The 24,972-nt window shown below is 35.8% G+C and carries 30 protein-coding genes; 26 read left to right on the top strand and 4 right to left on the bottom strand.

The genetic code is table 11. The annotated features are described in order from the left end of the window. Window positions 1–369: 369 nt before the first annotated feature. From ACMA47_RS21800 to ACMA47_RS21760, 9 genes are all read left to right on the top strand, one after another. Window positions 370–1,788, top strand: a complete 1,419-nt coding sequence (locus ACMA47_RS21800) for a TolC family protein (protein WP_413931472.1) — start codon at window positions 370–372, stop codon at window positions 1,786–1,788. Window positions 1,789–1,799: 11 nt separating this feature from the next. Continuing rightward, the gene (locus ACMA47_RS21795; protein WP_413931534.1) at window positions 1,800–2,756 is read left to right on the top strand and encodes an HlyD family secretion protein; all 957 of its coding nucleotides are present in this window, start codon (window positions 1,800–1,802) and stop codon (window positions 2,754–2,756) included. A gap of 66 nt (window positions 2,757–2,822) precedes the next feature. Continuing rightward, the gene (locus tag ACMA47_RS21790; protein WP_413931471.1) at window positions 2,823–4,031 is read left to right on the top strand and encodes an ABC transporter permease; all 1,209 of its coding nucleotides are present in this window, start codon (window positions 2,823–2,825) and stop codon (window positions 4,029–4,031) included. Between the two features lie 292 nt (window positions 4,032–4,323). Next, the gene (locus ACMA47_RS21785; protein ID WP_034699611.1) at window positions 4,324–4,779 is read left to right on the top strand and encodes a DUF1569 domain-containing protein; all 456 of its coding nucleotides are present in this window, start codon (window positions 4,324–4,326) and stop codon (window positions 4,777–4,779) included. 11 nt (window positions 4,780–4,790) lie between these two features. Then, window positions 4,791–5,261 carry a hypothetical protein gene (locus ACMA47_RS21780; RefSeq protein WP_413931470.1) on the top strand — a complete coding sequence of 157 codons (471 nt, stop codon included), beginning with the start codon at window positions 4,791–4,793 and terminating at the stop codon, window positions 5,259–5,261. 2 nt (window positions 5,262–5,263) lie between these two features. After that, window positions 5,264–5,668 (top strand): hypothetical protein, encoded by a 405-nt coding sequence (locus tag ACMA47_RS21775; RefSeq protein WP_413931469.1) that lies wholly within the window; start codon window positions 5,264–5,266, stop codon window positions 5,666–5,668. Continuing rightward, window positions 5,665–6,036, top strand: coding sequence for a VOC family protein (locus ACMA47_RS21770; protein ID WP_413931468.1), 372 nt, complete (start codon window positions 5,665–5,667; stop codon window positions 6,034–6,036). The genes ACMA47_RS21775 and ACMA47_RS21770 overlap by 4 nt, the downstream gene beginning before the upstream one ends. Before the next feature lie 17 nt (window positions 6,037–6,053). Next, window positions 6,054–6,602, top strand: coding sequence for an SRPBCC family protein (locus tag ACMA47_RS21765; protein ID WP_413931467.1), 549 nt, complete (start codon window positions 6,054–6,056; stop codon window positions 6,600–6,602). A 31-nt stretch (window positions 6,603–6,633) separates the two neighbouring features. Beyond that, window positions 6,634–7,083, top strand: coding sequence for a VOC family protein (locus tag ACMA47_RS21760; protein WP_413931466.1), 450 nt, complete (start codon window positions 6,634–6,636; stop codon window positions 7,081–7,083). 72 nt (window positions 7,084–7,155) lie between these two features. Here the strand turns inward: ACMA47_RS21760 and ACMA47_RS21755 are convergent, their stop codons facing one another. Beyond that, on the bottom strand, window positions 7,156–8,001 hold the full coding sequence (locus ACMA47_RS21755; protein ID WP_413931465.1) for a T9SS type A sorting domain-containing protein: 846 nt from the start codon (window positions 7,999–8,001) through the stop codon (window positions 7,156–7,158). A 315-nt stretch (window positions 8,002–8,316) separates the two neighbouring features. Between ACMA47_RS21755 and ACMA47_RS21750 the strand changes: the two genes are divergently transcribed. From ACMA47_RS21750 to ACMA47_RS21675, 16 genes are all read left to right on the top strand, one after another. Further along, window positions 8,317–8,643: a hypothetical protein gene (locus ACMA47_RS21750; protein ID WP_413931464.1), complete on the top strand. Its 327-nt coding sequence runs from the start codon at window positions 8,317–8,319 to the stop codon at window positions 8,641–8,643. A gap of 18 nt (window positions 8,644–8,661) precedes the next feature. Further along, window positions 8,662–9,294: a hypothetical protein gene (locus tag ACMA47_RS21745; RefSeq protein WP_413931463.1), complete on the top strand. Its 633-nt coding sequence runs from the start codon at window positions 8,662–8,664 to the stop codon at window positions 9,292–9,294. A 21-nt stretch (window positions 9,295–9,315) separates the two neighbouring features. Next, on the top strand, window positions 9,316–10,092 hold the full coding sequence (locus ACMA47_RS21740) for a sensor histidine kinase (protein WP_413931462.1): 777 nt from the start codon (window positions 9,316–9,318) through the stop codon (window positions 10,090–10,092). Between the two features lie 11 nt (window positions 10,093–10,103). Beyond that, on the top strand, window positions 10,104–10,793 hold the full coding sequence (locus ACMA47_RS21735; protein WP_034699628.1) for a response regulator transcription factor: 690 nt from the start codon (window positions 10,104–10,106) through the stop codon (window positions 10,791–10,793). Window positions 10,794–10,934: 141 nt separating this feature from the next. Beyond that, window positions 10,935–11,327 carry a DUF1398 domain-containing protein gene (locus ACMA47_RS21730; protein WP_413931461.1) on the top strand — a complete coding sequence of 131 codons (393 nt, stop codon included), beginning with the start codon at window positions 10,935–10,937 and terminating at the stop codon, window positions 11,325–11,327. 129 nt (window positions 11,328–11,456) lie between these two features. Then, entirely contained in the window at window positions 11,457–12,134 is a 678-nt protein-coding gene (locus tag ACMA47_RS21725) for a DUF2490 domain-containing protein (RefSeq protein WP_413931460.1), read from the top strand. A 78-nt stretch (window positions 12,135–12,212) separates the two neighbouring features. Then, window positions 12,213–13,217 (top strand): bestrophin family protein, encoded by a 1,005-nt coding sequence (locus ACMA47_RS21720; protein WP_413931459.1) that lies wholly within the window; start codon window positions 12,213–12,215, stop codon window positions 13,215–13,217. A gap of 164 nt (window positions 13,218–13,381) precedes the next feature. Beyond that, on the top strand, window positions 13,382–14,995 hold the full coding sequence (locus ACMA47_RS21715; RefSeq protein WP_079242233.1) for a Na+/H+ antiporter: 1,614 nt from the start codon (window positions 13,382–13,384) through the stop codon (window positions 14,993–14,995). Window positions 14,996–15,208: 213 nt separating this feature from the next. Beyond that, window positions 15,209–15,634 (top strand): SRPBCC family protein, encoded by a 426-nt coding sequence (locus tag ACMA47_RS21710; RefSeq protein ID WP_413931458.1) that lies wholly within the window; start codon window positions 15,209–15,211, stop codon window positions 15,632–15,634. Between the two features lie 3 nt (window positions 15,635–15,637). Next, window positions 15,638–16,144: a GNAT family N-acetyltransferase gene (locus ACMA47_RS21705; protein ID WP_413931457.1), complete on the top strand. Its 507-nt coding sequence runs from the start codon at window positions 15,638–15,640 to the stop codon at window positions 16,142–16,144. Then, window positions 16,141–16,524, top strand: coding sequence for a VOC family protein (locus ACMA47_RS21700; RefSeq protein WP_413931456.1), 384 nt, complete (start codon window positions 16,141–16,143; stop codon window positions 16,522–16,524). Before ACMA47_RS21705 ends, ACMA47_RS21700 begins: the two co-directional genes overlap by 4 nt. A 35-nt stretch (window positions 16,525–16,559) precedes the next feature. Further along, window positions 16,560–17,582, top strand: coding sequence for a glutaminyl-peptide cyclotransferase (locus ACMA47_RS21695; protein WP_114822475.1), 1,023 nt, complete (start codon window positions 16,560–16,562; stop codon window positions 17,580–17,582). Window positions 17,583–17,684: 102 nt separating this feature from the next. Continuing rightward, window positions 17,685–18,710, top strand: coding sequence for a glutaminyl-peptide cyclotransferase (locus ACMA47_RS21690; protein ID WP_413931455.1), 1,026 nt, complete (start codon window positions 17,685–17,687; stop codon window positions 18,708–18,710). Window positions 18,711–18,853: 143 nt separating this feature from the next. After that, on the top strand, window positions 18,854–19,816 hold the full coding sequence (locus ACMA47_RS21685) for a hypothetical protein (protein WP_413931454.1): 963 nt from the start codon (window positions 18,854–18,856) through the stop codon (window positions 19,814–19,816). Window positions 19,817–19,842: 26 nt separating this feature from the next. Beyond that, window positions 19,843–20,457, top strand: coding sequence for a deoxynucleoside kinase (locus ACMA47_RS21680; protein WP_002977952.1), 615 nt, complete (start codon window positions 19,843–19,845; stop codon window positions 20,455–20,457). A 92-nt stretch (window positions 20,458–20,549) separates the two neighbouring features. Continuing rightward, window positions 20,550–20,900, top strand: a complete 351-nt coding sequence (locus ACMA47_RS21675) for an ArsC/Spx/MgsR family protein (protein ID WP_413931453.1) — start codon at window positions 20,550–20,552, stop codon at window positions 20,898–20,900. A 68-nt stretch (window positions 20,901–20,968) separates the two neighbouring features. On the opposite strand, the gene ACMA47_RS21670 is transcribed toward ACMA47_RS21675, so the two are convergent. Further along, window positions 20,969–21,271, bottom strand: coding sequence for a hypothetical protein (locus ACMA47_RS21670; protein ID WP_413931452.1), 303 nt, complete (start codon window positions 21,269–21,271; stop codon window positions 20,969–20,971). Window positions 21,272–21,535: 264 nt separating this feature from the next. Between ACMA47_RS21670 and ACMA47_RS21665 the strand changes: the two genes are divergently transcribed. Then, window positions 21,536–23,563 carry a M43 family zinc metalloprotease gene (locus tag ACMA47_RS21665; protein ID WP_413931451.1) on the top strand — a complete coding sequence of 676 codons (2,028 nt, stop codon included), beginning with the start codon at window positions 21,536–21,538 and terminating at the stop codon, window positions 23,561–23,563. Between the two features lie 222 nt (window positions 23,564–23,785). On the opposite strand, the gene ACMA47_RS21660 is transcribed toward ACMA47_RS21665, so the two are convergent. Both ACMA47_RS21660 and ACMA47_RS21655 read right to left on the bottom strand, forming a co-directional pair. Beyond that, a complete protein-coding gene (locus ACMA47_RS21660) occupies window positions 23,786–24,091 on the bottom strand; it encodes a DUF493 family protein (protein WP_034699649.1) in 306 nt (101 codons plus the stop codon). A gap of 40 nt (window positions 24,092–24,131) precedes the next feature. Continuing rightward, complete coding sequence (locus ACMA47_RS21655) at window positions 24,132–24,803, bottom strand: DUF4197 family protein (protein WP_079242226.1); 672 nt, start codon at window positions 24,801–24,803, stop codon at window positions 24,132–24,134. Window positions 24,804–24,972: the final 169 nt, after the last annotated feature.

Below are 24,972 nucleotides of genomic sequence, written 5' to 3'. Positions count from 1 at the left end.
TAGATTATTGTGATTTAAGATGAAATACTGTTTTATTTTAAAAAAATATTTCATATTTTGTTATTCCGAAGAGTCAAAATTTTACTATTCAGGATAGAAAATGTACTGTTGCTTTTTTCAGGTCGAATGCTCTGTTATTCCTTTGTTTCCTTATAAAAATGCTTTGAAAGTTGTGCGATAAAAGTAGAGTTAAATATTTTTTCAAAGTTTTTTAGTTTTTAATTAACATTTAAACGCTTTGTCCAAAACTTTATTTTGTAGGGTTTTAAACTTAAACATATTTTAAACTTACTTTAAATTCACTACCTTGTTGAATTATCTTTAAGGATTTTAACAATTTTTGCATTATATTTGTTATAAACATAAACCATGAAAAACAATTTATTGATTTTTACGTTTAGTTTTTTTGCTTTCCCCGTTTTTGGCTGGGCACAGTCTGCGCCGGATTTTAAAGAACTTCTGGATAGTGCGATGGTTCGGGACTCGAACCTTAAAATGCAGATTACCCAAAACAAACTTACCGATCTTGACGAACACAAACTCAAAGATATTTTTCTTCCAACTCTGGAACTAAGTGGTAAAGCCGGCTATCTCAACGGAACAGCAAGACTGACGTCCCCGGAATTCAATCTCGCTCCCTTTATCAATATTCCTGAAGGGACTTTCAACAATAATTTCAATGTATCCGGATTTTCAGGTATTGCCAAGGCAGATGCCAAAATGCTTCTGTATTCAGGAGGGAAGGTGAAGTACATGAAAAAGGCGGTGGAAGAAAAGAAAAAGTCTGAAGATATCCTTCTGGAGAAAACAAAAGATGAGGTGATTGCCACTATTTCTAAAGCGTATGATCAATTAGCCTTAATTCATCAGTCTAAAAAAGTGCTGGACGAAAGTAAAAAAAGATTGGATATTAACAGGAAAACTGCTGACAAAGCACTTGGTTATGGTTTGATAACGCCTTATGATCATAAGAAAATTGAACTTGCCCAGGCTACTTTGGATGCCAAAATGGTAGAATATGAAGGGAAAAAAGAACTGCTTCTTACACAGCTTTATATTTTGACAGGGATTCAAAGAGAAAGGCTCAGAATGATTGATCCTGTATTATCTCCTGTAGAATTACTGGCTGCAGAAAAAGGGATTGAACAGAGAGCAGAAATTCGTGCACTGGAACATGGAATCAGTGCTGCAGACTATAAAATAAAAGCAGAAAGAACGTGGATGATTCCTAAAGTACAACTGATGGCTTCTGCCTATTATATCGGTTTGTACGGAAACAGAATAAAGTCATCAGAAAACATCATTCCGGCAGTTCCCATACTTGGATATGAAGGGAAAAAGCTGGACTGGAGACCTAATAATATCAACGTATTTCCATTGATTACAGCAGGAGTTGGTTTTAAATGGGAAATTTTCGATGGTAAAGAAGGAAAACATGCAGAAGAAACTGCCAAAGTTGGGAAAGAAGTATTGCAGAACCAGAAAGAAGACGCGCTTAAAAAACTAACGTTGAATCTGGCTAATAATCAAACCAATTATGATATTGCTTCCGCACAGATCACCTTGAAAGCCAAAGAAAAAGAACTGGCAAAAAATGCACTCGTACAGGCAGAAAAAGAATTCAGATACGGAATGAGCAAATCTTCACAGCTTATTGATGCGGAAAACGACCTTGAAGCTTCAGAACTGGAATATCAGAATGCCATTTTCAACCAGAGAAGAGCGGGAATAGAACTGATGAGGTCTACCCAGGAGCTGGATATCACCAAATTTTATTTAATCCCTTAAAAATTTAAATGATGCATAAAAATATATATATACTCTTCGCTGCTCTGTTTTTATTGGGGAGCTGTGACAAAAAAAATGAAAAAATCAAAGAACCTGAAGGAAAAACTAAAAAAGATGTCATCTCATTTGCTCCTAAAGTTACCGGAAGGATTCTGAAAATATATGTTTCTGAAGGTCAGACTGTGAAGAAAGGAGATACGCTGGCTCAGCTTGATGTCCCTGAAGTTTCTGCAAAAATAGCACAGGCACAAGGTGCGGTAAGTGCTGCTTCAGCTCAGGAACAAATGGCTAAAAACGGAGCGACACCCGATCAGCTGAAACAACTTCAGGCTAAATATAAAGGATTGAAAGAACAATATGAATTTGCCCAGAAATCCTACAAAAGAGCCAACAATATGTTTCGCGACAGCTTAATGTCTCCACAGGCTCATGATGAAATCTATGCAAAATTACAAGGCGCAAAAGCTCAGTATGATGCTGTAGTGGCAGAATTGGATGATGTAAACAGAGGAACCCGTTTCGAAAAAATAGAAATGGCGGCAGGGCAGGCTTCACAAGCCAAAGGAGCTTTGCAGGAAGCTAATGTAGCCTATTCCGAAAGATATATTATTGCTACCAACGATATGGAAATTGAGACCATCAGCTTAAATACGGGTGAATTGGCAACCGCAGGTTTTGCACTGTTTAATGGATATATTCCGGAAAGTACATATTTCAGATTTACCATCCCGGAAAGTGCTATTTCAAAATATAAAAAAGGACAGGAGGTAACCATGCAGGTAGTGTATAATAAAGAAAACCTGACAGGAAATATCGTATACATTAAGCAGTTGACAAAGTATGCCGATATCACAACAGCTTATCCGGATTACCAGTTACAGGATGCAATCTACGAGATCAAAGTAAAACCCAAAGACATGAATAAGGCTAAAAGTATTCTGGTCAACGCGAATGTAATCCTGAAATAAATTGAAAAGAACAGATGAAGTTTCCATTGAATTTCATTTTATTCTTCAACACATAAAAATATACAGATGAAAGAATTTTTCCGTCTTTTGAAACGTGAGTTCAAACTTTTTATCGGCAATTCTACCTTAAGAACGGTGTTCTTTTTGGCACCCGTTTTCTATGCTACCTTGCTGGGGTTTGTCTACAAAAGCGGAAAAGTTGAAAATACTCCTGTTTTAGTTGTGGATAGAGACAATACACCTTTATCCAACCAATTGACAGAAATGCTGGATGATAATAAAAGCATCAAAATTATCAGATATCTGCAGGAACCTCTCAGTATTAAAGATGAGGTGATCAGGCATGAGGCTGCGGCTGTGGTGATTATTCCATCCAGATTTGAAGGAGATATGCTGCAGAAGAAATATCCGGAACTGAATGTTTATATCAATACAGGGAACGTTTTAACAGCTAATTTCGCATCCAAAGCGCTTCAGCTGACCATAGGAACATTTTCTGCCGGAGCTTCCATCAAAGCCCTTCAGAAAGCAGGAATGCCCGCTGCAAAAGCTGCAACACAATATGAGCCTTTCAAAGCCAATTATATAACCCTTTTCAATACTACCGGAAACTATCTGATCTTTATGTGGCCGGCAATGCTGGCAGTAGTATTACAACAGGTAATTTTATTAGCAATGGCGGTAAGTTTTGCTGCAGAATTTGAAAGAGGATCTTTTGTGAAAGAATACCTGAAAATGAAAAGATGGGCTTTCCCAACCATGCTGATAAAAGTGATCCCAATCTGGGTGTTTTCTATTCTCATCGTAGGTATTTATTACTTTATGCATATGATTTTCAGAGTTCCCATGCCGGAAGGAATTTTCAATTTTATTCTTCTGACAGCCGTTTTTGTAGGCTCAGCCTCATTTTTGGGTGTATTCATCAGTATCCTGATTCCGGATGCTTTGAAAGCTACACAAATCCTGATGGTAATTGCTTCTCCGGCTTTCATTATCAGTGGATTTACATGGCCTTTGAGCGCAATGCCGGCTTTCGTACAGTTTATCGCGAATATTATTCCATTAACTCCCTTTTTACAGGCTTTCAAGATCTTATTGATTCAAAAGGGTTCGGTAGAACTTACTTTTCCATATCTGAAACACCTAAGTATCCTTTTGGTAATATATGCTATTATAGGATGGATTGCTTTAAAGATCAAGCTTTGGTTTATTTTCAAAAAATCCACACCACAGGAAATTACAATTGAGGACACTTCTCGGGAAGAGATAGAGTAGTTTTTGGTTAATTTGTTGCTGGTTTTTAAGTTAGATATTGATAGGATACTGGTTTGCTGGTTACTTTTGGTAGTATATGGACTGACTGATGATCAGTTCCTATGCCCGACGATAAAAACAAGAGCAGGAAAAAATACGTAAAAATAACCCGAAAAATAGCCGAAAAAATTTCGAATTCGAATCCCGTACCCCGTAACTCGTATCTCATAACGAACACTTCTCAATTTTTTCACTCAACAATAAAATCAAACAAAAAAACTGATATATTTGTCCATAGTAAAATAGAAATTATATGGAAAATGTATTTGATGCAAAAGATGCTCAAAACTATATAGATAGGATCAACAGATTGGTAGAAGATACTCACGGTTTGTGGGGGAAAATGACAGTAGACCAAATGCTGGCACACTGCTGTATTACCTATGAAATGATCTATGAACCGGAAAAACACAAAAAACCGGGAGCGATTGCAAAATTTATCCTAAAAACTTTCGTAAAACCTAAAGTAGTGGGAGAAAAAGCATATCCAAGAGATTCTCCTACCGCTCCACAGTTTTTGATTACCACAAGAAAGAATTTTCACGAAGAAAAAACAAGACTGATCGGGTTCATTCAAAAGACACAACAGTTAGGAGCAGATGCGTTTGATGGCAAAGAATCTTTTTCTTTCGGAAAACTGAATTCCCAGGAATGGAATAATATGTTTGCCAAACATCTGAATCACCATCTTGCACAATTTGGCGTTTAAAAACACACCCTATGAAAAAATTTTTATTACTCTTCATTCTGACCGCCAATTTTGCATTAGGGCAGATGCCGGATATCTCAAATACCTGGCTGAACAATAGTAAACCTTATATAGGGACTATTGGAAACAAAGGCCAGGAACTGAAACTGAAGATCAATATTTCTGAACAGAATAAAAAGAATGATCAGGAATATTTTGTTTCAGGATATTCTCTTGTGGATACCAGTTATGCAAAATTTGAAGGGAAAATTACCATTTCAAAATATAAAGATTCCAAAAAACAGGGAACAGTATACGGAGAATATGAGCTGGCAGAAGAGAATAAAGGAAAACATTCCGGACTTTTCAAAGGGAAGTTTGTCTATAACTTCAAATGGAATAGAAAGACGGAGAAAATTGAAGGACAATTTATTGAGTTTATCGGAGACTGGAAAAGCTATGACGGAACTCTGGAATTTAAAACTCAATTAAAAAACCAATAATCATGCTGAGAAGAATATTAGCTGTATTGGTTGGTCTTATTGTTGGATCCGTGTGTATTACTGTGGTGGAAAAAATAGGACATGCTCTGTATCCACCGCCTGCACAGGCAGAGGCTGGAGATATGGAGGCTTTGAAAGTGTATGTAGAACAAGCTCCTTTTATTGCTCTGTTTTTTATCATCATTGCCTATGCTCTGGCAGCAATAGTTTCAGGTTTTACAGCTTCGAAAATTTCAAATAATGGGAAATATACAGCTGCTGTAATCTGTGGAATTATTTTTTTACTGATGACCATTTACATGATGGCATCTTTACCTTCTCCAATATGGTTCTGGATTTTAGGAATTCTGGTTTGGGGACTGGTTTTCGTAGGACATAAACTTGCTTTAAAAACAAAAAAAATATGAAATTAGGAGCTTTTTCAATCAGCTTAAGTGTAAAAGATCTTCAGAAATCCAAAGACTTTTATGAGAAACTTGGGTTCACCACTATGGCAGGAACAGAAGCACAAAATTACCTGATCATGAAAAACGGGTCTACTCTTATCGGACTTTTTCAGGCGATGTTTGATGGGAATATGCTTACTTTCAATCCGGGATGGGATGAAAATGCACAGAATCTTGAATCTTTTGAGGACGTGCGTGAAATTCAGAAAAGATTAAAAGAAAGTGGAGTAGAAATTGGAAAAGAAGCCGATGAAACCACGTCCGGTCCTGAGCATATCTATCTGAAAGACCCTGATGGAAATATGATTCTTATAGATCAACACAGATAATAATTAAAAACACATTTATGATGAGAACATTTAAACGCATTTTTTTACTTTTAACCACATTACTGATTATTTTACTGATTTGGGCTGCTTTTATTTCGGGAGACTGTAAATATGAAAAGTCGATTTCTATCAATGCTCCGGTAGAAAGAGTGTGGCAAAATACCAATACCCTCAAGGCAATGGATCAATGGAGCCCATGGAATGATCTTGATCCGGGTATGAAAAAAGACTGGACCGGATTAACCGGCCAACCCGGAGAAAAAGTTTGCTGGGACAGTAAAAATAAACAGGCAGGAAAAGGTTGTCAGGAATTGAAAAAAGTGGATGAAGCAGGTAAAAGAATAGATACGGAAATCAAATTTCTCACCCCTTATGAAAGTGAAGCAAATGCTTATGTAAAAGTAGTTCCGGAAGGAAACGGAAGTAAAGCAACATGGGGATTTACTTCAGAGATTCCTTATCCGTTTACTTTGATGAAGCTGTTTATGAATATGGAGGATGCTATTGGAAAAGATTATCAGAAAGGGCTTTCAAGATTAAAAACTTTATCTGAAAAACCTCAATAAAATAAACTCAACTTAAAAAAACAAAACAATTATGGCAACAGTAAACGTTTACCTGACATTCAACGGAAACTGCAGAGAAGCATTCGATTTTTATAAATCTGTTTTCGGGGGAGAATATCCTTACATCGGAACATTTGGAGAAATGCCTCCAATGGAAGGAAAAGAAACACCTGAAGAAGACAAAAACAAAATCATGCACGTTTCTCTTCCGATCTCTAAAGAAACGATTTTGATGGGAAGCGATACAGGAGGAGAGTGGTCTTCCAACTTCAAAGAAGGAAACAACTTCTCTATTTCTGTGAATGCAGAATCTAAAGAAGAAGCAGACAAATTATTCGGTGGTCTTTCTGCAGGCGGACAGGTAACAATGCCAATGGCTGATACCTTCTGGGGCGCTTATTTCGGAATGTTTAGCGATAAATTCGGAATCAACTGGATGGTAAACTATGACGATCCTGCTAAAATGCAGCAACATCCATAAGATTTATATTGGAATTTAAAATACTCAAAAACCGACAGATAGCTGTCGGTTTTTTTACTAGCTGTACTGCTTTTATTTCTTTTTAATGATTTTGTAGCTTCCTGATGCTGTTGTGATGAGGTAAATACCATCCGGAAGTTCGCTTATATTAAACTGATTTTTATCTTTTTCGGCTGCTGCAGATTTCATAAGTTTCCCAGACTGGTCGTATAATGAAACTTTTTCGTTTTTCTTCAGGTCATCCACATAGAAGATCCCAGTAGTTGGATTCGGATAAATATTCCCTTTGTTTTTGAGTGCATTTTCTGAAGTTCCCAGCGTGGAAATTTTTGTCCATGTAAATGCATCGAGGCACATATAGACATATCCTCCGGTGGATTGCAGCTGGAGTTCATCAATGGTTGTATTGCTGTTATTCTGATTATTTAAAGTAGCAAGATCAATCAGAGTAAATCCGTTGTTAATGCCCGTTGTTCCCATTGTTGCATTGAATGTTGTATTAAAACCTGAAGTTTTTGTGGTGCTAAACTTTGTGACTCCTGCTAATTTTCCTGTAATAATAAGCGTTCCTGATGAGGTAGACTGATTTAAAGCAGTATTACTCAGGAAGACCCAAAACTTTGATACGGTGAACATAGAACTGCTTTTAACACTAAAAGAAGGAGCATTGATATTGGTTGTTCCCGTATTGTCAATATAGACATTATCATTAGCTGTTCCGTTCCAGCCGGTATTGGGATAATTACTTTGAATTCTAAAAGTTCCGGCCTGTGAAACAATATTGAATGTATATCCATTGCTGGTAAAGCTTGTACTGCCGCCAGCTGAAGTTTCAAAAGTTACAGTGGTGATCTGTGCATTGATCGTTGTAATACTGCTTATGAAAGCAAGAATTACAAAAAAGATAATTTTTTTCATGGTACAGATTTTTTAATGTTTAAAGAAGATCATAAGCTTCCCGTACTGTTGATATGCTCATGAGGTTTTCCTCTAAAGGATACCACAAAGTAACCGAGAAATACAAAGTGACAATAGCGTATTAAATGCCGAATTGAAAAATGCGTAGAAATACGCAGTTTAGTTGTTTGTTATTATTATAATTTTGAAAAATGAATATTATGTTAATTAAAATGAAATTATTTCACGGTATGGTTAGTTTTTTTCATAACTTGTAATGTGTAGCTACAGTGACTTTATTCTAAACCTATTATATAATTTAAAACAAGAAAAACTATGGAACTACCAAAACATGCAATCTCATTAGATGATGCTAAAACATGGATCTCAAATTGGCAAAATACAAAAGTTATTGACGGAATGTCGATACGGGCTCATCTCATCCCTGCAAAGGATATCCATGATATTTTCATTAAAGACAAGGGATTTGAAAGATATCGCGGATACAATGCCATTACCAATGAAGGCGAATTTAAGTTTCTGATGGTAGGCGTGGATGCAAATGATAATGATATTGTAAATTATGACAATGGAGATTATGTCTATGATATGACAACACCTTGTCCAAGCGTATGTTCTGCTGCAAAATGGTGGAACCTGTAATCTGAAAATCAGAGATTATTGGACCATTGGATTGAAATATTGTCATTGATTGGAAAAGGCATTCTGCTGATTAATCTGGCAGTATACTGTATAGGCTTTTCCGGAAGAGGAAAAGCCTATACATTCTTCATCAGCTATTTGGCCTGGATATTACTATGTGAAATTGTGTTCTTTGTATTGAATTCACAGAAGATTAATAATCTGTTTTTCTCACATTATTATCTGATAGGCCAGTTTTTGTTACTGGGATTATTCTTTCATGAGATTTTAACGGAAAAATACCAGAAGAAAACAGCACGTACACTTTTAATTATCATTCCTGTAGTTCTCGTTATACAGTATATCATATACCCTGAAAAGTATTATGTTTTTAATCTGTTTGAAATATTTGTCACTTCTTATTCTATTATCATTCTGGCATTATTTCATTTGTATAATATACTGGATACCAAAAAGAAATACAATTATATAAGCCTGGGACTTTTACTTTATCTGATAAGCAGTACCGTAATATTTTTGTCCGGAAACCTCTATACGGTGATGAACAGAAAACTGCATAAAGAGATTTGGGTATTCAATGTTGTTATGTTTATTGTGTATCAGATCTTTATTCTGATAGACTATCTTTCTTCCCGCAAAAAAAATGTGTAATTACTGTTATGATTTTACAAAATGAATGAAAATACAATTATTTCCACTATCGTTTATACCTTTCTGGCATTTACCTTACTGGCCGTTACCCTGATTATATTTTATTATTTTTCGAATAAGAAAATAACAAGAAATCTTATTCAGAAAAAAGAGCTGGAGGTCAGATACGAGAAAGATCTTACCCATGCCATTATCAGTGCTCAGGAAAAAGAAAGGCTGAGAATTGCCCAGGATCTGCATGATGATATCAGCTCAAAACTCAGTGTGGTTTCTTTAAATATCCATCTTTTGGATTTTGATAATTTGTCCAGAGAAGAATATAGCGATCTGAAAAATAAAATCATACATCTGGTCAACAAAACAGCAGAAAGTGCCAGGCAGATCTCACATGATCTCCTTCCTCCGATTTTAGAAAAATTTGGACTCCATGCTGCAATAGATGCATTGTGCTCAGAAATAAACCTGTCCAAAACCCTGCAGGTTACTTATTCCAACAGCTTATACTTTGCAAAAGCAGAAGAAGAAAAAAATTTGCATATCTTTAGAATACTTCAGGAGCTCATTAACAATTCCATAAAACACGGAGAAAGTACGCATATTGATATAGAATTTTTGGGAAAAGACGGAAAAAACACCTGTCTCTACAAAGATGATGGTAAGGGATTTAATCTTAATGAAAATACTTTGAAAGAAGGATTAGGCTTGCGAAATATCAGAAGCCGGGTAGAATTGATCAATGGAACACTTAAAATTGAAAGTGAAAAAAATAAAGGGATTGCTGTAGAATTTACATTTTAAATCATTATAAAATGGAAAAGGATATAATTCGTGTCATAACTGTAGACGATGAAGCACTCTTTCGTCAGGGAATTTCATTGTTGATACAGAGAGAAAAAGATATTGAACTGGTAAGTGATTTCAGCAATGGGAAAGAGCTGCTGGACGAGCTTGTAACCCTGGAAGAACTGCCTGATATCATCCTGATGGATCTCAATATGCCTGAAATTAACGGAGTAGAAGCTACTAAACAAATTCATATCAAATATCCTCAGATCAGGATTATTGCATTAACGAGCTATAATACAAAAGCATTTATTGTCAATATGATACAGTCAGGAGCCTGTTCCTTTCTTAAAAAAAACTCAAGTCCTGCCGAACTGCTCACTGCAATCCGTGAAGTACACAGCAAGGGTTTCTTTTATAACAATGAGGTAATGGAAGCGTTACATCAAAACCTTACAGAACCTAAGAAGAAAGTTTCCAGTATTTTTGATGCCAATCATATTTCCAAAAGAGAAAAAGAAGTATTGGAACTCATCTGCAAACAATACAACACTTCTGAGATTGCAGATCAACTTTTTATAAGCTCCAGAACCGTTGAAGGTCACCGTAACAGCCTTCTGCTTAAAACAGGAGCCAAAAACACTGCAGGTTTAGTGGTGTATGCCATAGAAAGTAAAATTGCAGATATGAACTATTTAAAAGACAGGTTCGAGTAAATATTCATACAGCTGTTTTCATTAAAAAATTAAATAAAATTTATATTTTCTGATTAAATTAGCTTTTGTTTTGATAAGCAGAACCCAATGGTTTGTTTATGAAAAGCAATAATTTATAGTTAAAACAGAAAATACAAAAGAATGAAATTTACAATTGAAAACATCAAAGCAGAACACCAGAAAGTAAAAAGCGGAGCCGATTTCCCTCAATATATTCAGAATATAAAAACATTGGGAGTTTCTCACTATAAGGCGTACGTTCAGGACGGAAATACAGAATACTTTAACCACGAAAATCAATCTGTTCATACAGGAAAAAAGTATGATCCTCTTGCTGTTTCCGGTACTTTAAATCTTGAAAATTTTAAAATAAGACTGAAACTTCATCAGCAGGGAGGAACAGATTATATGACTTTCTGTAAAGACTGTGCAGAAAACGGAATCAATGGCTGGATAATGGATCTTCAGGCGATGACCTGTACTTATTTTGACCAGAATGAAACTGATGTTCTGACCGAACAGGTTCCAGGATAATCTTTTACGAAAGCGGGTGCAGACCATTGCATCCGTACTTGTTTATAATAACTTATAAAATATTGTTTGCTATTATTGATTTAAAATATTAATTTTGTTAAAAACGATAGATAATAGTAATTGATAAACATGAGAAAGGTTTTTACGAAGTTGGCATTCACAGTATTAGGTTTGGGATCCATTTTGACATTTGCTCAAAAAAACGATCTGGGAGCATGGTATATGTATTTTGGAAACAATAAGATCAGCAAAAAACTGAACTGGCACAATGAAATTCAGTACCGTAATTTCGATGCTGTTGGAGACCTGGAACAGTTGCTGATCCGTACAGGAATCGGGTATGATCTTACAGAGAACAATAACAATGTTTTATTGGGATACGGTTTCATTCTCAGCCAGCCTTACGTAAACGGGGAGAAAAAAGAAAATATTGAGCACAGAATTTTCCAGCAGTATATTACCAAACAGAAATTCGGACGTTTCTATCTTCAGCACCGTTACCGTCTGGAAGAGCGTTTTCTTCAGGATGATTTCAGAATGAGATTCCGTTACATGCTGGGAGTAAATATTCCGATTACTCAAAAAGAATTACTTCCGAAAACCCTTTACGCATCTGTTTATAATGAAATTTTTCTGCACTTCAATAGTCCGGTTTTCGACAGAAACAGAGTGTATGGAGCTTTAGGATATGTCATCAATAAAAATATGAGGATTGAAGCTGGTTATATGAATCAGATTCAGGAGAACAGAAACCGCGGACAGATTCAGATTGGTTTTTATAATAATATCCCATTTACTAAAAACTAATAAAAATGTTACTGAATGCTGTGAGGAAAACCATTATTTGAAAAATAAAAAGTAATAAACACTATAAAATAAACACTTATGCATTCAGGAAAAAGATTCGGAGCCCGGGAGTTCATTATCTGGACCAGAAGAAGTATTTACGCTTTGGTCGTACTATCAGCTATTCCTACAGTCCTGTACTTTTTAGGCTGGAAGTTTCTTTCTGTTCCATGGCAGCCGATTGCCATCATGGGAACAGCGGTTGCCTTTATCGTTGGATTTAAAAACAACGCCAGCTACAGCAGACTTTGGGAAGCAAGACAGATTTACGGAGCGATTATCAATGACAGCCGCAGCTTTGGATATATTCTGAGAGATGCACTGCTTTCCAAAGATCCGGGTAAAGTAAAAGAAATGTTCCTGCGTCATTATGCATGGCTTACTGCATTGAGATTTCAGCTCCGTGAACCGAGAGCATGGGAAAACATGGGGACAGATCAATTTGATGAATATGCTAAAAAATATGACATTCCGGAGAGGCAGTCCAAACTGGATGATGAATTGAAAAAGTACCTTTCAGAATCTGAACTTCAGTATATTGTAAGCAAAAAAAACAGAGCGACACAATTGATGGCCAGCCAAAGTAAAGCCTTGTCTGAAGCATATGAAAAGGGAGAACTTAATGATTTTCAATGGACACAGATCAATCAACAATTGATAAAATTTACCGACGATCAGGGAAAAGCAGAAAGAATTAAAAACTTTCCCTATCCAAGAAATTTCTCTTCCATCACCACGTATCTTTTGCTTTTATTCATTGTTTTCGTTCCCTTCGGATTATTGAAAGAGTTCGACAAATTAGGGGAAGGAACCATGGTAGAAGGCTGGACATTATGGTTCAATATTCCGTTTTCTTTACTGGTGACTTGGTGCTTCCATACTTTGGACAGCGTTGGGGAAGCTTCGGTAAATCCTTTTGAAGGAAGTCCCAACGATGTTCCTATCACGCAGATCAGCCGTACTATTGAAATCGATATGAGAGATATGCTGGATGAATCTGATCTTCCGCCAGCCATCACTCCAAAGAATAATATTGTGCTTTAATGCTATCCATTTTTATATTGTATGAAGATGGTTGTAAAGAAAAAGTCTAAACTTTAGATGAAATTAAACCTTATAGGTTTCTAAAACCTATAAGGTTTGGATAACAATAAATATTTGATATCCCATAAAAATAACACTTAAACTTAAAAAAAACTTACTTAAAAATGATTCACAGCTATGTTATAATATCCATTGCAGTACTGCTGTCTGTGATGATATTGGTAATGATCGGCCAGAAATTAAAAGTAGCTTATCCTATTTTCCTTGTTATTGCAGGATTGCTGATAAGCTTTGTGCCGGGAATGCCGCGTATTGAAATAGAGCCTGACCTTGTCTTTCTGATTTTCCTTCCGCCTATTTTGTTTGAAGCCGCATGGTTTACTTCATGGCAGGATTTTCATAAATGGAGAAAACAGATTTTTTCGATGGCTTTCGGATTGGTGTTTTTAACATCCATAGTCGTAGCTTATCTTTCATCTTCCATTATTCCGGGACTTACTGTAGCTATGGGATTCTTGCTGGGGGGTGTGAATTCTCCGCCGGATGCGGTAGCCGCAACTTCGGTTCTGAAACATATGAAAATCCCTAAAAAGATCACCAATATCCTGGAAGGAGAGAGCTTAATCAACGATGCATCCAGTTTAATTGTCTTTAAATTTGCACTGGCAGCCGTTATTTCCGGACAGTTTATCTGGAGAGATGCCGTTCAGGATTTCTTTACCATGGCCATCGGTGGAATTGCCGTAGGAGTGGCAGTAGGGTTTCTGTTTGGAGCTTTATTGAGGATTATTCCTACCAATTCTAATATTGATACCATTATTACCCTTATCGTTCCTTACATTATGTATGTGGGAGCAGAGCATTTCCATTTTTCTGGAGTATTGGCAGTGGTTGCCGGAGGTTTACTGATGTCCTATAATTCGCATTGTTATTTGAGCCATACCTCCAGAATCCAGTCCGGAAATGTGTGGAGTGTTTTGATATTCCTGATGAATACCATCATCTTTATCCTGATTGGTCTGGAACTTCCGATTGTAGTGGAAGGAATGAAAGAATATACGATTTCAGAAGGTATTTTCTACAGTGTAGTGATTGGCGGAGCGATTATCGGAACAAGAATTTTGTATAGTTATGCATTAATGTATTTCCCAAGAGTCTGTTCTAAAGAATTAAGATTAAAAGTTCCCAAACCGGATTGGAGAGAGCCGTTTATTATCAGTTTTGCAGCAATGAGAGGAGTGGTTTCACTGGCTGCTGCCTTGTCAATTCCTGCTTTTTTACCGAACGGAGAGGCATTTCCGCATAGGAATATTATTTTATTTGTCACTTTCGTTATCATATTGATTACTCTGGTAGGGCAAGGGTTATTACTAAGTCCGATCTTGAAATTATTGAATATTCAGGATGCAGGAAGTGAATTGCCGGAAGAAAAACAGGAAGTAATTCTTATGCGTAAACTGAAGGAAACAGCTTTGCACAAACTGGATAATGACTTTTCTGAATTAGCTGTAACCAACAGCCTGGTGCGCCATCAAAAGCACAAGTTGGAAAATGAAATGATGCTGATGGCAGATAAAGCCCAATGCATGGCTTCCACAGGAGATTATGTAACGGCGATCAATCAAAATAAAGATGTCCTTCGACAGATCATTCAGGCACAGAGAAACGAACTGCATAGAATGAAAAGAGAAAAGATATTCGATGATCATGTGATGAGAACCATTGAAATGCAGCTGGATTTTGATGAAGCCAAGATCACAGGTTTTTCACATGGGTAATTAAAAAATAAACCACAAAAGGATAAAAGTTAAAATGAACTTGCAGCAATAAAAAGTTCACAAAATGAAAATGCTGAAATTTTAAAGGCCTAAGTGTACTTCTCACGAATAGAAATTTAAACTTAAATAATTTAGTAGATAAAAACTTTTGTGACTTTTGTGGTCAAAGATTATAGGTAAAATGTGTACATTTAAACATATTAAACCCATAATATGAGTACACCCATCACTGTTCAGTATACCATAAATGCTCCAGCTGAAAAAGTCTGGAAAGCATTAACCGATAAAAATGAAATGAAATCCTGGTATTTTGATATCCAGGATTTTGTATTGGAAGCAGGACAAGAATTTAATTTCTATGAGCCCGGAGGAGCTAACAAATACCATCATCATGGTGAGATTTTAGAAATAATCCCCAATCAAAAATTAAAACACACATGGTCTTATCCTGATTTTTCAGACTTGAAGACCGTTGTAACCTGGGAATTGTTTTCTGAAGACGGACAAACTGTGGTAAAGCTAACCCATGAAGATATTGAAAACTTTAAAGATTTAGGAGAAGGCTTTTCAAGAGAAAACTTTACAGAAGGATGGAACACGATTTTGGGACAGAGTTTAAAAGAATATTTAGAAAAATAAAAAATGATCACATTACACCTTTTTACGATAGATGATGCTCCACAACTGATTTCAAAGATAAAAGATGAAAGGATGCTTCTTCAGTTTGCCGGGCCTGCATACCATTTCCCTCTTACAAAAGAACAGTTGGAAAAAGATTTATCTGATGAAAACAGAACTCTTTTTACAATTACAGATGAGACAGGAAGTACAATCGGGCATGCTCAGATATTTCTAAAAGAGAAGACATTCCTGCTGGGAAGAATTCTGATCTGGGATGAAAATAACAGAGGAAAAGGCTATGGAAAAAAGGTCATGCAGGAACTTTTGAAATATGGCTTCAATCATTTTGATAAAGAAACAGCAGAGCTGAACGTGTACGATTGGAATACGGGAGCTATAGAATGTTACAAGAAAGTAGGTTTTGCTTTTGATCCATATGTTAAAAGCGAAGCAAGGATAGATCAGGAAACATGGGTTTCTCTGAATATGAAAATCAATAAAAATACCTTCGAATTACAGGAATCATGACACAGTTTACCGCAATTCGCCCTGTTTTCTGGACAGAAAATCTTGATGAAACCATCGCATTTTATAGGGATGTTCTCGGATTTACACTGATGGGCAGAAATGACGACTGGCAATGGGCTTCTCTTCGAAAAGATGAGGTGTACATTATGCTTTCTCAGCCTAATGAACATGAAAGCAATGCTTCCATCGGGTTTTCAGGGTCATTTTATTTCAATGTAAATCAGGTGGATGATCTTTGGGAAGACCTTAAAACAAAAGCCAAAGTCTGCTATGAAATTGAAACTTTTGAATGGGGAATGAGAGAATTTGCAATATATGACAACAATGGATACATATTACAATTTGGTGAACCCGTAGATAATATTGGCAATACGGAATAAAATTTGCTATTTTTGGAGAAATATTTAGAAATTCAATGAAAAAAAGTATAATAGCGGGTTTCGCAGCGATTTTATTATTGGCGTCTTGTAATAAGGATAAGGAGATTCTTAATACATTAAACACTTATAATACTTCAATGGAGGCGAAGGGATACCATTTCGGAGATAAGCTTGAGCTTCCGAAAGAGGTAACGGAAAATGCAGAAAGCGTAACAATCAGCTTTGGAGATAAAGAAACAACAGATTTAACAATTGATCCTAAATTTTTCACATTAGGAGACAACGCTGTTACGTTCAATATTAAAACAAAAGGAGGTGAAGTTCTTAATCAGGATGCAACCATCAATGTATTTGCAAAAAATCCTGAAAAAAATATTCCTTATCAGATTGTAGCCGAATATCCTCACGATCCTAAAAACTTTGTACAGGGTTTTCAGATTGAAGGAAATACTATTTATGAAAGTGACGGGCAGAACGGATCTTCACAGATTTTAAAATACACGCTGGGAACAACCACTCCGTTGGCTTCTACGAAACAGGCTCAGGAAGACTTTTCTGAAGGAAGTACCATCGTAGGAGACAAAGTATATCAATTGACATGGCAGAGCAAAAAAGGATATGTTTATGATAAAAGCTCGTTAAAACTGCTTTCAGAATTTGCTTATCCTAATGTATTGGGAGAAGGTTGGGGATTAACGTATGATGGAAAAAGCCTGATTGCTTCTGATGGAAGTAAGCTTTTATATTTCCTTGATGTCAACGATCCATCAAAACTGATTAAATATATCGCTGTTGCAGGAAGTTCTCAGGCATATGATCAGTTGAATGAGCTGGAATACCACAACGGATTTATTTATGCCAACGTATGGCAGAAGCCGATCATTTTAAAGATCAATCCAGCCAATGGAGAAGTAGTAGGTACTTTTGATTTTACAGAAATCGCAAAACAGAACACCAAAGGAAGTGATGATGTATTGAACGGAATTGCTTTCAAAGGAGATAATATGCTGGTAACTGGAAAGAACTGGCCAAAGATTTATGAAGTTCAGATCAAATAATCTGATTGTATTGATAAAAAACAAAAATAGCGTTCCCTTGGGAGCGTTATTTTCGTTTTGAGGATTAAATTTTAGTACTTTTGGCAAATGATTAATACCTTCATGAAGCGAAATATCCATATTGGTTTGGTAGCGGCTTTATTCCTTATCTCTTGCAGCAACAAGGAAAAAATGCTCGATTCTCTGGCGGATTACAATAACTCAAAAGAAGAAAAAGGCTATCATTTCGGTGATAAGCTTGATCTTCCCAAAGAAGTGACAGAAAATGCGGAAAGTATTACCATCAGCTTTGGGGATAAAGAAACAAAAGACTTAAGAATTAATCCTCAGTTTTTCACATTGGGAGATAATAAAGTAGTCTTTGTAATTAAAACCAATCGTGGTGAAACTTTAAACCAGGATGCCACGATTAATGTATTTACTAAATCTCCTGAGAAGAACATTCCCTATAAAATAGTTGCCGATTATCCTCATGATCCTAAAAACTTTATTGAAGGTTTTGTGGTAGAAGGAAATACGGTGTATGAAAGTGACGGAATGAAGGGATCTTCTCAGCTTATAAAATATACTTTAGGATCTTCAGTACCCAAAATTCTGGCTAAGCAGCCCGCTGATATTTTCTCTGAAGGTTGTACGATTGTAGGAGATAAGGTATACCAGTTGACGTATCAGAATAAAATCGGTTTTATTTATGATAAAAATACGTTGAAAAAATTATCCGAATTTCCATTGCCTGGTGTAATTGGAGAAGGTTGGGGACTGACCTATGATGGAAAAAATATGATCGCTACAGATGGTTCAAAAAATCTTTATTTTCTGGATGTTAATGATCCTTCAAAAGTGGTGAAAACGATTGCAGTTGGCGGTAATTCTACCATTTATAATCAGCTCAACGAACTTGAGTATCATAAGGGATTTATCTATGCTAATGTCTGGCATCAACCTGTCATTCTAAAAATTAATCCTGCAAACGGAGAAGTCGTAGGTAAACTTGATTTCACACAATTGACAAAGGAAAATGATAAGGGAGACAGCGAGCATGTTTTAAACGGAATTGCTTTTAAAGGGGATAATATGCTGGTGACAGGTAAAAACTGGGAGAAAATTTATGAAGTTGCTTTTCAATAAACTCATTATATCTTTTGTAGAGCAGTCCTTTTCATCAACAAGATGGTCTCAATTTTGATTCACTTCAAAGAAGATTCTATTGGATTTAATCATCTTTTGAGTAAAGTTATTTTTCAGTAAATTGACCCCATTAAAAAAACAGAGTGAAGTTTTTAAACATACTATTTTTTTTCCTTTTCTGTACGGCTTCAGCGCAGAATATTCTTCCTTTGGATACATTGAAACTAAAGGAAGCTAAAGATATGCTTGCTGATGACTACGGAAATCTGTATATCTATAAAAACAAAGATTTCAGTTTTACCAAATACGATTCTTTAGGAAAACAGATTGGAAAAATGATGCTTACTGTTCCATATAAAGTTCAGACCGTTCAAAATCCGCTTAATGTACCTTTGTTTTCTGAAAATGCTCAGGAAATGAAATTTGTAGACCAGAATATGAATGAAATTCAAAAGCTTGATTTTAAACAGAAATTTGGTTTTATAAGAATGACATATGCCGAAGACCTGCAACAGATGTGGCTCCTTGATGACAGTACAAAACGTCTGATACAGTATAATTTCAGAAATGATACCACCATCAATTCATATCCTTTTGATATCAGTTTCGAAGATTTAATGGATATGCTGGTCTATGAAAATAAGGTCTATATCTTAACAAGAAAACATATCAGGATTTATAGCCTGAAATTTGAAAAGCTTTTCGAAGCCCCTTTGGAAAACGGAAAACGTTTTCGGAGAGAGAACGATATGATCCTGGTGGTGGCCAGTAATTTCATTTCACAATACGTCCCTGAAAAAGGTATGACAACCATTTTTGAAGATCAGGAAGCGCAAATTGTGGATAAAAACATCCTCTCTTATTTTGCAATCAAAGGGAACAAACTCTATCTTTACAGCCTTGAAAAAGTAAAGAAAGCCAAACAGCAAAAACAGCTCGAAGCTCAGCCGGAATCTCTGCAGCCATCTACAGAAAAGCCAGTAGAAAAAACTGAAGAGAAACCTGATGAGAAGACAGCAGAGAAACCTTCAGACAATACCTTACAGAAATTGATTGAAGACACTTCTAAAGTTCAGACTGAAGCCATCGAAAAACTTATCAACTAATCAGTAATACAAGGAAAAAGAATATTATGCATATTGCAGTTACAGGAAACATCGGAGCCGGAAAAACAACTTTGACAACGATGCTTTCCAAGCATTACGGATGGGATGCACAATTTGAAGATGTAGATCATAACCCTTATCTGGAGGATTTTTATTCCGATATGAGCAAATGGAGTTTTGCATTACAGGTCTATTTCCTGGGAAGCAGATTCCGTCAGGTGAAAGAGATTAGAGAAAGCGGGAAAAACATTATTCAGGATCGTACGATCTATGAAGATGCCCATATTTTTGCAGAAAACCTGAATGATATGAATCTTCTTTCAGACAGGGATTTCAATAACTATTCATCAGTTTTTGATTTGATGAAGTCTTTTGTATCAGCTCCGGACCTTTTAATCTATTTAAAATCAGATGTTCCTAACCTGGTTAAAAAAATCTACAAAAGAGGTCGTGAATATGAAGCATCCATCAGTATTGAATATCTTTCAAAACTGAATCAGAAATATGAAAAATGGATTTCCAATTATACGGAAGGAAAACTTCTGATTGTAGAAGTGGATGATCTTGATTTCGTTGAAAAACCTGAAGATTTCGGATTTATTCTGGAAAAAATTGAAGCCGAACTTCACGGATTGTTTTAACATATTTTTATCAGAACATTAAGACAACCTCACGGTAATTCTTTTTAAATTTGTTGAGATCAAGTTTAATTTTTTGAATAATTAATTATATCATGGTAGTTAAAGTTTTACATAACGGGAACTGTTCCAAGTCCAATGCTGTATTGGAGTATCTTGACGAAAACGGAGTGTCTTTTGAGATCATTAATATTGTTGATGATCCGTTAAGCCCACTTGAAATAAGAACAGTGTTGAAAAAGCTGAACCAAAGTGTTTTTCATATCATTCGTAAGACAGATAAACTGTATATTGAAAACTATGCAGATAAAAATTATTCTGAAGAAGAGTGGATTAAAATTCTTTCTGAGAATCCCTCTCTGATACAGAGACCAATTCTGGTTAAAGGCTCAGTGGCTATGCTGGGAAGACCTATTGAAAATGTAAAATTCTTTATTGAAAAATAGATCAACTTAATAAATAAAAAAATCCGTTCTTTTAAAGAGCGGATTTTTTTTATTTTCCCTTTTTCTTTTTATTTGAGAGGTTTCTTTTGCTTTGGTTTTTGTAAAGTATTGTATAATGCTTCCAGTTCTTTCGGTGGAATGCCAGAATCAAAAGTAGCGGAAGTATAAGTAATTCCATTGGATGTGATAATAATAGTAGCGGCTAATGCCCTGTCGCTATATCTGCCGGTTGTGGGAGACTGAAGATTCGATATTTTAGATAGATCCAGAGTCTCTGCCTGTCTGGAAATGTTCTCCCATTCAGAAAGAGGCATAGCCGTTTGGGTTGAATCTCCATTTAATCTAGCGGTAATAAGGTTGGGTGTATACACAACACTTCGATTGGTTCCCCGGGTTCTTTCTGTTAATTCGATTTTTTCGATTTTTTGCTGTTTTGTGATTTTAGTTGAATTTTTACTATTAATGTTATTTTTGTTTTGATTAATACAACTGATTATTGATAATATTGTAATAATATTAATTATGATAAATTGTGGTTTCATTGAATTATGTTTATTTTATTTGGTGTTTTATTGAATTGTAGTCTGTTTATGATGGTTTTTTTTGTATGTTTGCTAAAATACAAAAATATAATAATGAATAACTCTATTATTTCGAAATCTTCTCTAGCAGTCCTATTCTTTATGGGAATTGGATTTTCAAATGCACAGATTAGAGAAGAAACAAAGTCTCCCAAAAGACTTACAGAGCAAAAGCTGGATCCTAATGGGATTGAAAAATGCGGAACACTTGAATACGAAGCAAACCTGAAAAGAAAATTTCCTGAGAGACTTACAACGGAACAGTTTGAAAAGTGGCTTGCCCCTTTAATTGAAAAGGCCAATGCTAATAAATCCCAGAATGGAACTGTTATTACTATTCCAGTCGTAGTTCATGTTATTCACAGCGGTCAGGATGTGGGAATTGCTCCTAATATCACAGATGCTCAGGTGATGTCTCAGATTACAGTAATGACTAATGATTTCAGAAGAAAAATTAATACTCCGGGATATAATACCAATCCTGTAGGTGCAGATACTGAAATACAGTTTGTGCTTGCAAAGGTAGACCCTAACGGAAATCCAACCAATGGAATTGATAGGGTAAATCTTTGCAAAGATTATTGGGCAAATGGGGCTCCTCAATATGGATATCAGAATTTTATCAATGATGTTGTAAAAACCGGGACGATCTGGGATCCTACAAAATATATGAATATGTGGAGTGTAGACTTTGCAGATAATGGATTGTTGGGATTTGCTCAGTTTCCGTCGAGCTCTGGTCTTCAGGGACTTGCTGCGAATGGAGGTCTTGCCAGTACGGATGGGGTAGTTGCAGGGTATGCTACTTTTGGAAGTATGGATTATAACGACGGTACATTTTTAATGCAGGCTGGTTATGACAGAGGAAGAACAATGACTCATGAAGTAGGCCATTTTCTTGGGCTTAGACATATCTGGGGTGATGCAGCGTGTGGTAATGACTATTGTGCAGATACTCCAACAGCACATAATGCTAACTATGTATGCAATGCTACTATCGCAAGTTGTAATGATCCCGCGGTTTTTGAAATGGTGCAGAATTATATGGATTATACAAACGATACTTGTATGAATATTTATACTACTGATCAGAAAACCAGAGTAAGGGCAGTGATGGACAATTCTCCAAGAAGAATGGAGCTTAAAGCATCCAATACAGATTCTCCTATTCCTTTGTTTGCCAATGATGCTGAGATAAAATTTGACGGTGGGTGTTCAATAGGAGTCGTTAATTGTGGAGAAGGAGTGCTTCGTCTGCTTATCACCAACAGAGGTACGAGTAATCTGACATCAGCTGTTATTTCATATTCAATAAATGGAGGAACTGCTCAAACTTATAATTGGACAGGTAATTTGGCTCAAGATAAATCGGGGGTAATTAATATCCCTGTAAATGGTTCTGTAGCATCTTCTCCTGTTTCCTTCTCCCTCACATCTGTAAATGGAGCAGCAGATCAGAGAAGTACTAATAACTCTACAAGCGGTAATTATGTAAAGCCAGTTCCCCCTCAATATTTTTCAACCACTACTGTTACCTTTAAGCTGCAGAGAGACAAGTATGGCAAGGAAACGAGATGGAACCTGAAAAACAGTGCAGGACAAATTGTAAAAGAAGGCAAATATAGTAATACACAACCAGGACAGCCTACTCCGGCTCTTATCACTCAAGTGTGGACCTTGCCACAGGATTGTTATGCATTTACAATGTCTGATGATTTTGGTGATGGAATGGAAAATGGATATGTAGATCTTGCTACAAGTACCGGACAGACCATATTTCATCTGGAAAATGAATTTGTTTATGAGACTAAAACATTTACCACAAGGGAATCATTAGGGATTGCTGAGGTTAATAAGAACAATAAATTGGGTGTATATCCTAATCCGGTTAATGATATTCTTAATGTTGCCGGACTTTCAGGAGAATCTCAATTTGAAATTCATAATGCAGTAGGACAAATCGTTAAAAAAGGTAAAATTGATGACAATCAGATTCGTGTAGCAGATCTTGCAAAAGGAGTCTATGTTATTACAATACAGAATGCTAAAACCTCAGAAAGTATTAAATTCGTAAAGAAGTAATCATACGATATATCAATTTTTAACATAAATGATCCGCCTCTAACAGGGCGGACTTTTTTGTTGACTGGAAAGTAGTGAAAATAAAAACAGGTATTTTAGGTAAAGAATATAATTTACATATTATAGCTTGTAAATATTAATCTGGATGGAATAAAGAATAAAACCTGAAGAGCATTAGTGCATTAAAAAACCGCTTCATGATGATGAAACGGCCTTTGTTTTTTACAATAGAATAACGCCTTCTATTTTGGCTACTTCTTTATAAATATTCACTACCTGATTGGCATCCAAAACAAATGCATTGATATTGCAGGCTGTGTATTTTCCATTTTTGCTTTCGCGGTTTCCCAGTGTAAATTTAATACCATCAAAAACTCTGTAAATTTCAGTAAGTTTTGCCTGGTCTGTAGGAATAATAAATTTAAATAAATAATCCTCCGGAAAATCATGATGATCTTCCAGTTTCTCCTTCAAAGACTGATAAAAATCTTCAGGACTTGCGTGTTGATTTCCTTGTAATATATCCATCTGCAATTGTTAATATAATATAAATATAACGAAAAATTTCCTATTTTCCAAATGGTCCCAGCAGAGACTTGGAGTTCTGGTGTTCATAATCTTCGATGATATTGAATAACCCATTTACCAGCTGCTCGGAAGCCAGTTTACTCAATCCTCCGGAATTGACAGTGTTGTTATTTCCTCCTAAAAGGCTGCCCAGAAAATTACTTCCTGATAATGCTGTATTAATGGTTTTTACAATCCCATATTCATTCAGTTTTTCATCTACTTTAGGAGCAATGGCAGCAATCAGCTGTTGGGATGTTTTTTCCTTCAGAATCTGTGTAGCGGTTGTTCCCTGCATAATTCTTGTGACATCCTGAGCATTCAGACTGTTTACTGCATCCTGTAAAATAGGTTTTGAGGTATTCACGGTATAAGCCGCTGCCTGAGCAATATAGTCTCTTTCCTTAGCTACCAGTGAAGGCGCAATTTTTTCCAGCGTAGAATTGATATCTCTCAACTCTTTAGGAAGCGCTTTGTCTACCATATTATTCTGCAGAAATGCTTCTTTGTTTCCGTAGATGCCCATTCCTTTATCAATACCATTGAGCAGAATCCTTTTTATAATGGAAAGCCCCATGTCGGACGTGGCCAATGATGTGCAAGATTGTACACTGGTGGTAATAACAGCACCTGTCCCGATGATAAGAGCGGCTGCAATGATATACTTTTTCATTGATCTTTTTATTATTTGCTTTATAAATGCTTTTTTCAAAAACTGCACCAAAGGTAATTACTATTCTGTATTTAACAAAATATTAAATTGAGTGTTGGATTTGGTGAATTTTTTGGATGAAAATGTTAATTTAACATTAATGAAATAATGGTAAATTGATAATTATTTT

It is taken from the genome of Chryseobacterium sp. T20 (assembly GCF_047345655.1).
GTDB lineage: Bacteria > Bacteroidota > Bacteroidia > Flavobacteriales > Weeksellaceae > Chryseobacterium.
The sequence above is the reverse complement of the archived record's forward strand: the minus strand, read 5'-3'. Positions and strand labels throughout refer to the sequence as shown.

What these genes read in the sequence shown, in the direction of transcription:
- ACMA47_RS21720 (WP_413931459.1), top strand. Translation starts at nt 12,213, where the DNA reads ATGCATTCAGGAAAAAGATTCGGAGCCCGGGAGTTCATTATCTGGACC.
- ACMA47_RS21665 (WP_413931451.1), top strand. Translation starts at nt 21,536, where the DNA reads ATGAATAACTCTATTATTTCGAAATCTTCTCTAGCAGTCCTATTCTTT.
- ACMA47_RS21710 (WP_413931458.1), top strand. Translation starts at nt 15,209, where the DNA reads ATGAGTACACCCATCACTGTTCAGTATACCATAAATGCTCCAGCTGAA.
- ACMA47_RS21690 (WP_413931455.1), top strand. Translation starts at nt 17,685, where the DNA reads ATGAAGCGAAATATCCATATTGGTTTGGTAGCGGCTTTATTCCTTATC.
- ACMA47_RS21795 (WP_413931534.1), top strand. Translation starts at nt 1,800, where the DNA reads ATGCATAAAAATATATATATACTCTTCGCTGCTCTGTTTTTATTGGGG.
- ACMA47_RS21680 (WP_002977952.1), top strand. Translation starts at nt 19,843, where the DNA reads ATGCATATTGCAGTTACAGGAAACATCGGAGCCGGAAAAACAACTTTG.
- ACMA47_RS21705 (WP_413931457.1), top strand. Translation starts at nt 15,638, where the DNA reads ATGATCACATTACACCTTTTTACGATAGATGATGCTCCACAACTGATT.
- ACMA47_RS21785 (WP_034699611.1), top strand. Translation starts at nt 4,324, where the DNA reads ATGGAAAATGTATTTGATGCAAAAGATGCTCAAAACTATATAGATAGG.
- ACMA47_RS21660 (WP_034699649.1), bottom strand. Translation starts at nt 24,091, where the DNA reads ATGGATATATTACAAGGAAATCAACACGCAAGTCCTGAAGATTTTTAT.
- ACMA47_RS21655 (WP_079242226.1), bottom strand. Translation starts at nt 24,803, where the DNA reads ATGAAAAAGTATATCATTGCAGCCGCTCTTATCATCGGGACAGGTGCT.
- ACMA47_RS21750 (WP_413931464.1), top strand. Translation starts at nt 8,317, where the DNA reads ATGGAACTACCAAAACATGCAATCTCATTAGATGATGCTAAAACATGG.
- ACMA47_RS21735 (WP_034699628.1), top strand. Translation starts at nt 10,104, where the DNA reads ATGGAAAAGGATATAATTCGTGTCATAACTGTAGACGATGAAGCACTC.
- ACMA47_RS21730 (WP_413931461.1), top strand. Translation starts at nt 10,935, where the DNA reads ATGAAATTTACAATTGAAAACATCAAAGCAGAACACCAGAAAGTAAAA.
- ACMA47_RS21765 (WP_413931467.1), top strand. Translation starts at nt 6,054, where the DNA reads ATGATGAGAACATTTAAACGCATTTTTTTACTTTTAACCACATTACTG.
- ACMA47_RS21700 (WP_413931456.1), top strand. Translation starts at nt 16,141, where the DNA reads ATGACACAGTTTACCGCAATTCGCCCTGTTTTCTGGACAGAAAATCTT.
- ACMA47_RS21755 (WP_413931465.1), bottom strand. Translation starts at nt 8,001, where the DNA reads ATGAAAAAAATTATCTTTTTTGTAATTCTTGCTTTCATAAGCAGTATT.
- ACMA47_RS21675 (WP_413931453.1), top strand. Translation starts at nt 20,550, where the DNA reads ATGGTAGTTAAAGTTTTACATAACGGGAACTGTTCCAAGTCCAATGCT.
- ACMA47_RS21740 (WP_413931462.1), top strand. Translation starts at nt 9,316, where the DNA reads ATGAATGAAAATACAATTATTTCCACTATCGTTTATACCTTTCTGGCA.
- ACMA47_RS21715 (WP_079242233.1), top strand. Translation starts at nt 13,382, where the DNA reads ATGATTCACAGCTATGTTATAATATCCATTGCAGTACTGCTGTCTGTG.
- ACMA47_RS21770 (WP_413931468.1), top strand. Translation starts at nt 5,665, where the DNA reads ATGAAATTAGGAGCTTTTTCAATCAGCTTAAGTGTAAAAGATCTTCAG.
- ACMA47_RS21725 (WP_413931460.1), top strand. Translation starts at nt 11,457, where the DNA reads ATGAGAAAGGTTTTTACGAAGTTGGCATTCACAGTATTAGGTTTGGGA.
- ACMA47_RS21780 (WP_413931470.1), top strand. Translation starts at nt 4,791, where the DNA reads ATGAAAAAATTTTTATTACTCTTCATTCTGACCGCCAATTTTGCATTA.
- ACMA47_RS21760 (WP_413931466.1), top strand. Translation starts at nt 6,634, where the DNA reads ATGGCAACAGTAAACGTTTACCTGACATTCAACGGAAACTGCAGAGAA.
- ACMA47_RS21775 (WP_413931469.1), top strand. Translation starts at nt 5,264, where the DNA reads ATGCTGAGAAGAATATTAGCTGTATTGGTTGGTCTTATTGTTGGATCC.
- ACMA47_RS21695 (WP_114822475.1), top strand. Translation starts at nt 16,560, where the DNA reads ATGAAAAAAAGTATAATAGCGGGTTTCGCAGCGATTTTATTATTGGCG.
- ACMA47_RS21790 (WP_413931471.1), top strand. Translation starts at nt 2,823, where the DNA reads ATGAAAGAATTTTTCCGTCTTTTGAAACGTGAGTTCAAACTTTTTATC.
- ACMA47_RS21800 (WP_413931472.1), top strand. Translation starts at nt 370, where the DNA reads ATGAAAAACAATTTATTGATTTTTACGTTTAGTTTTTTTGCTTTCCCC.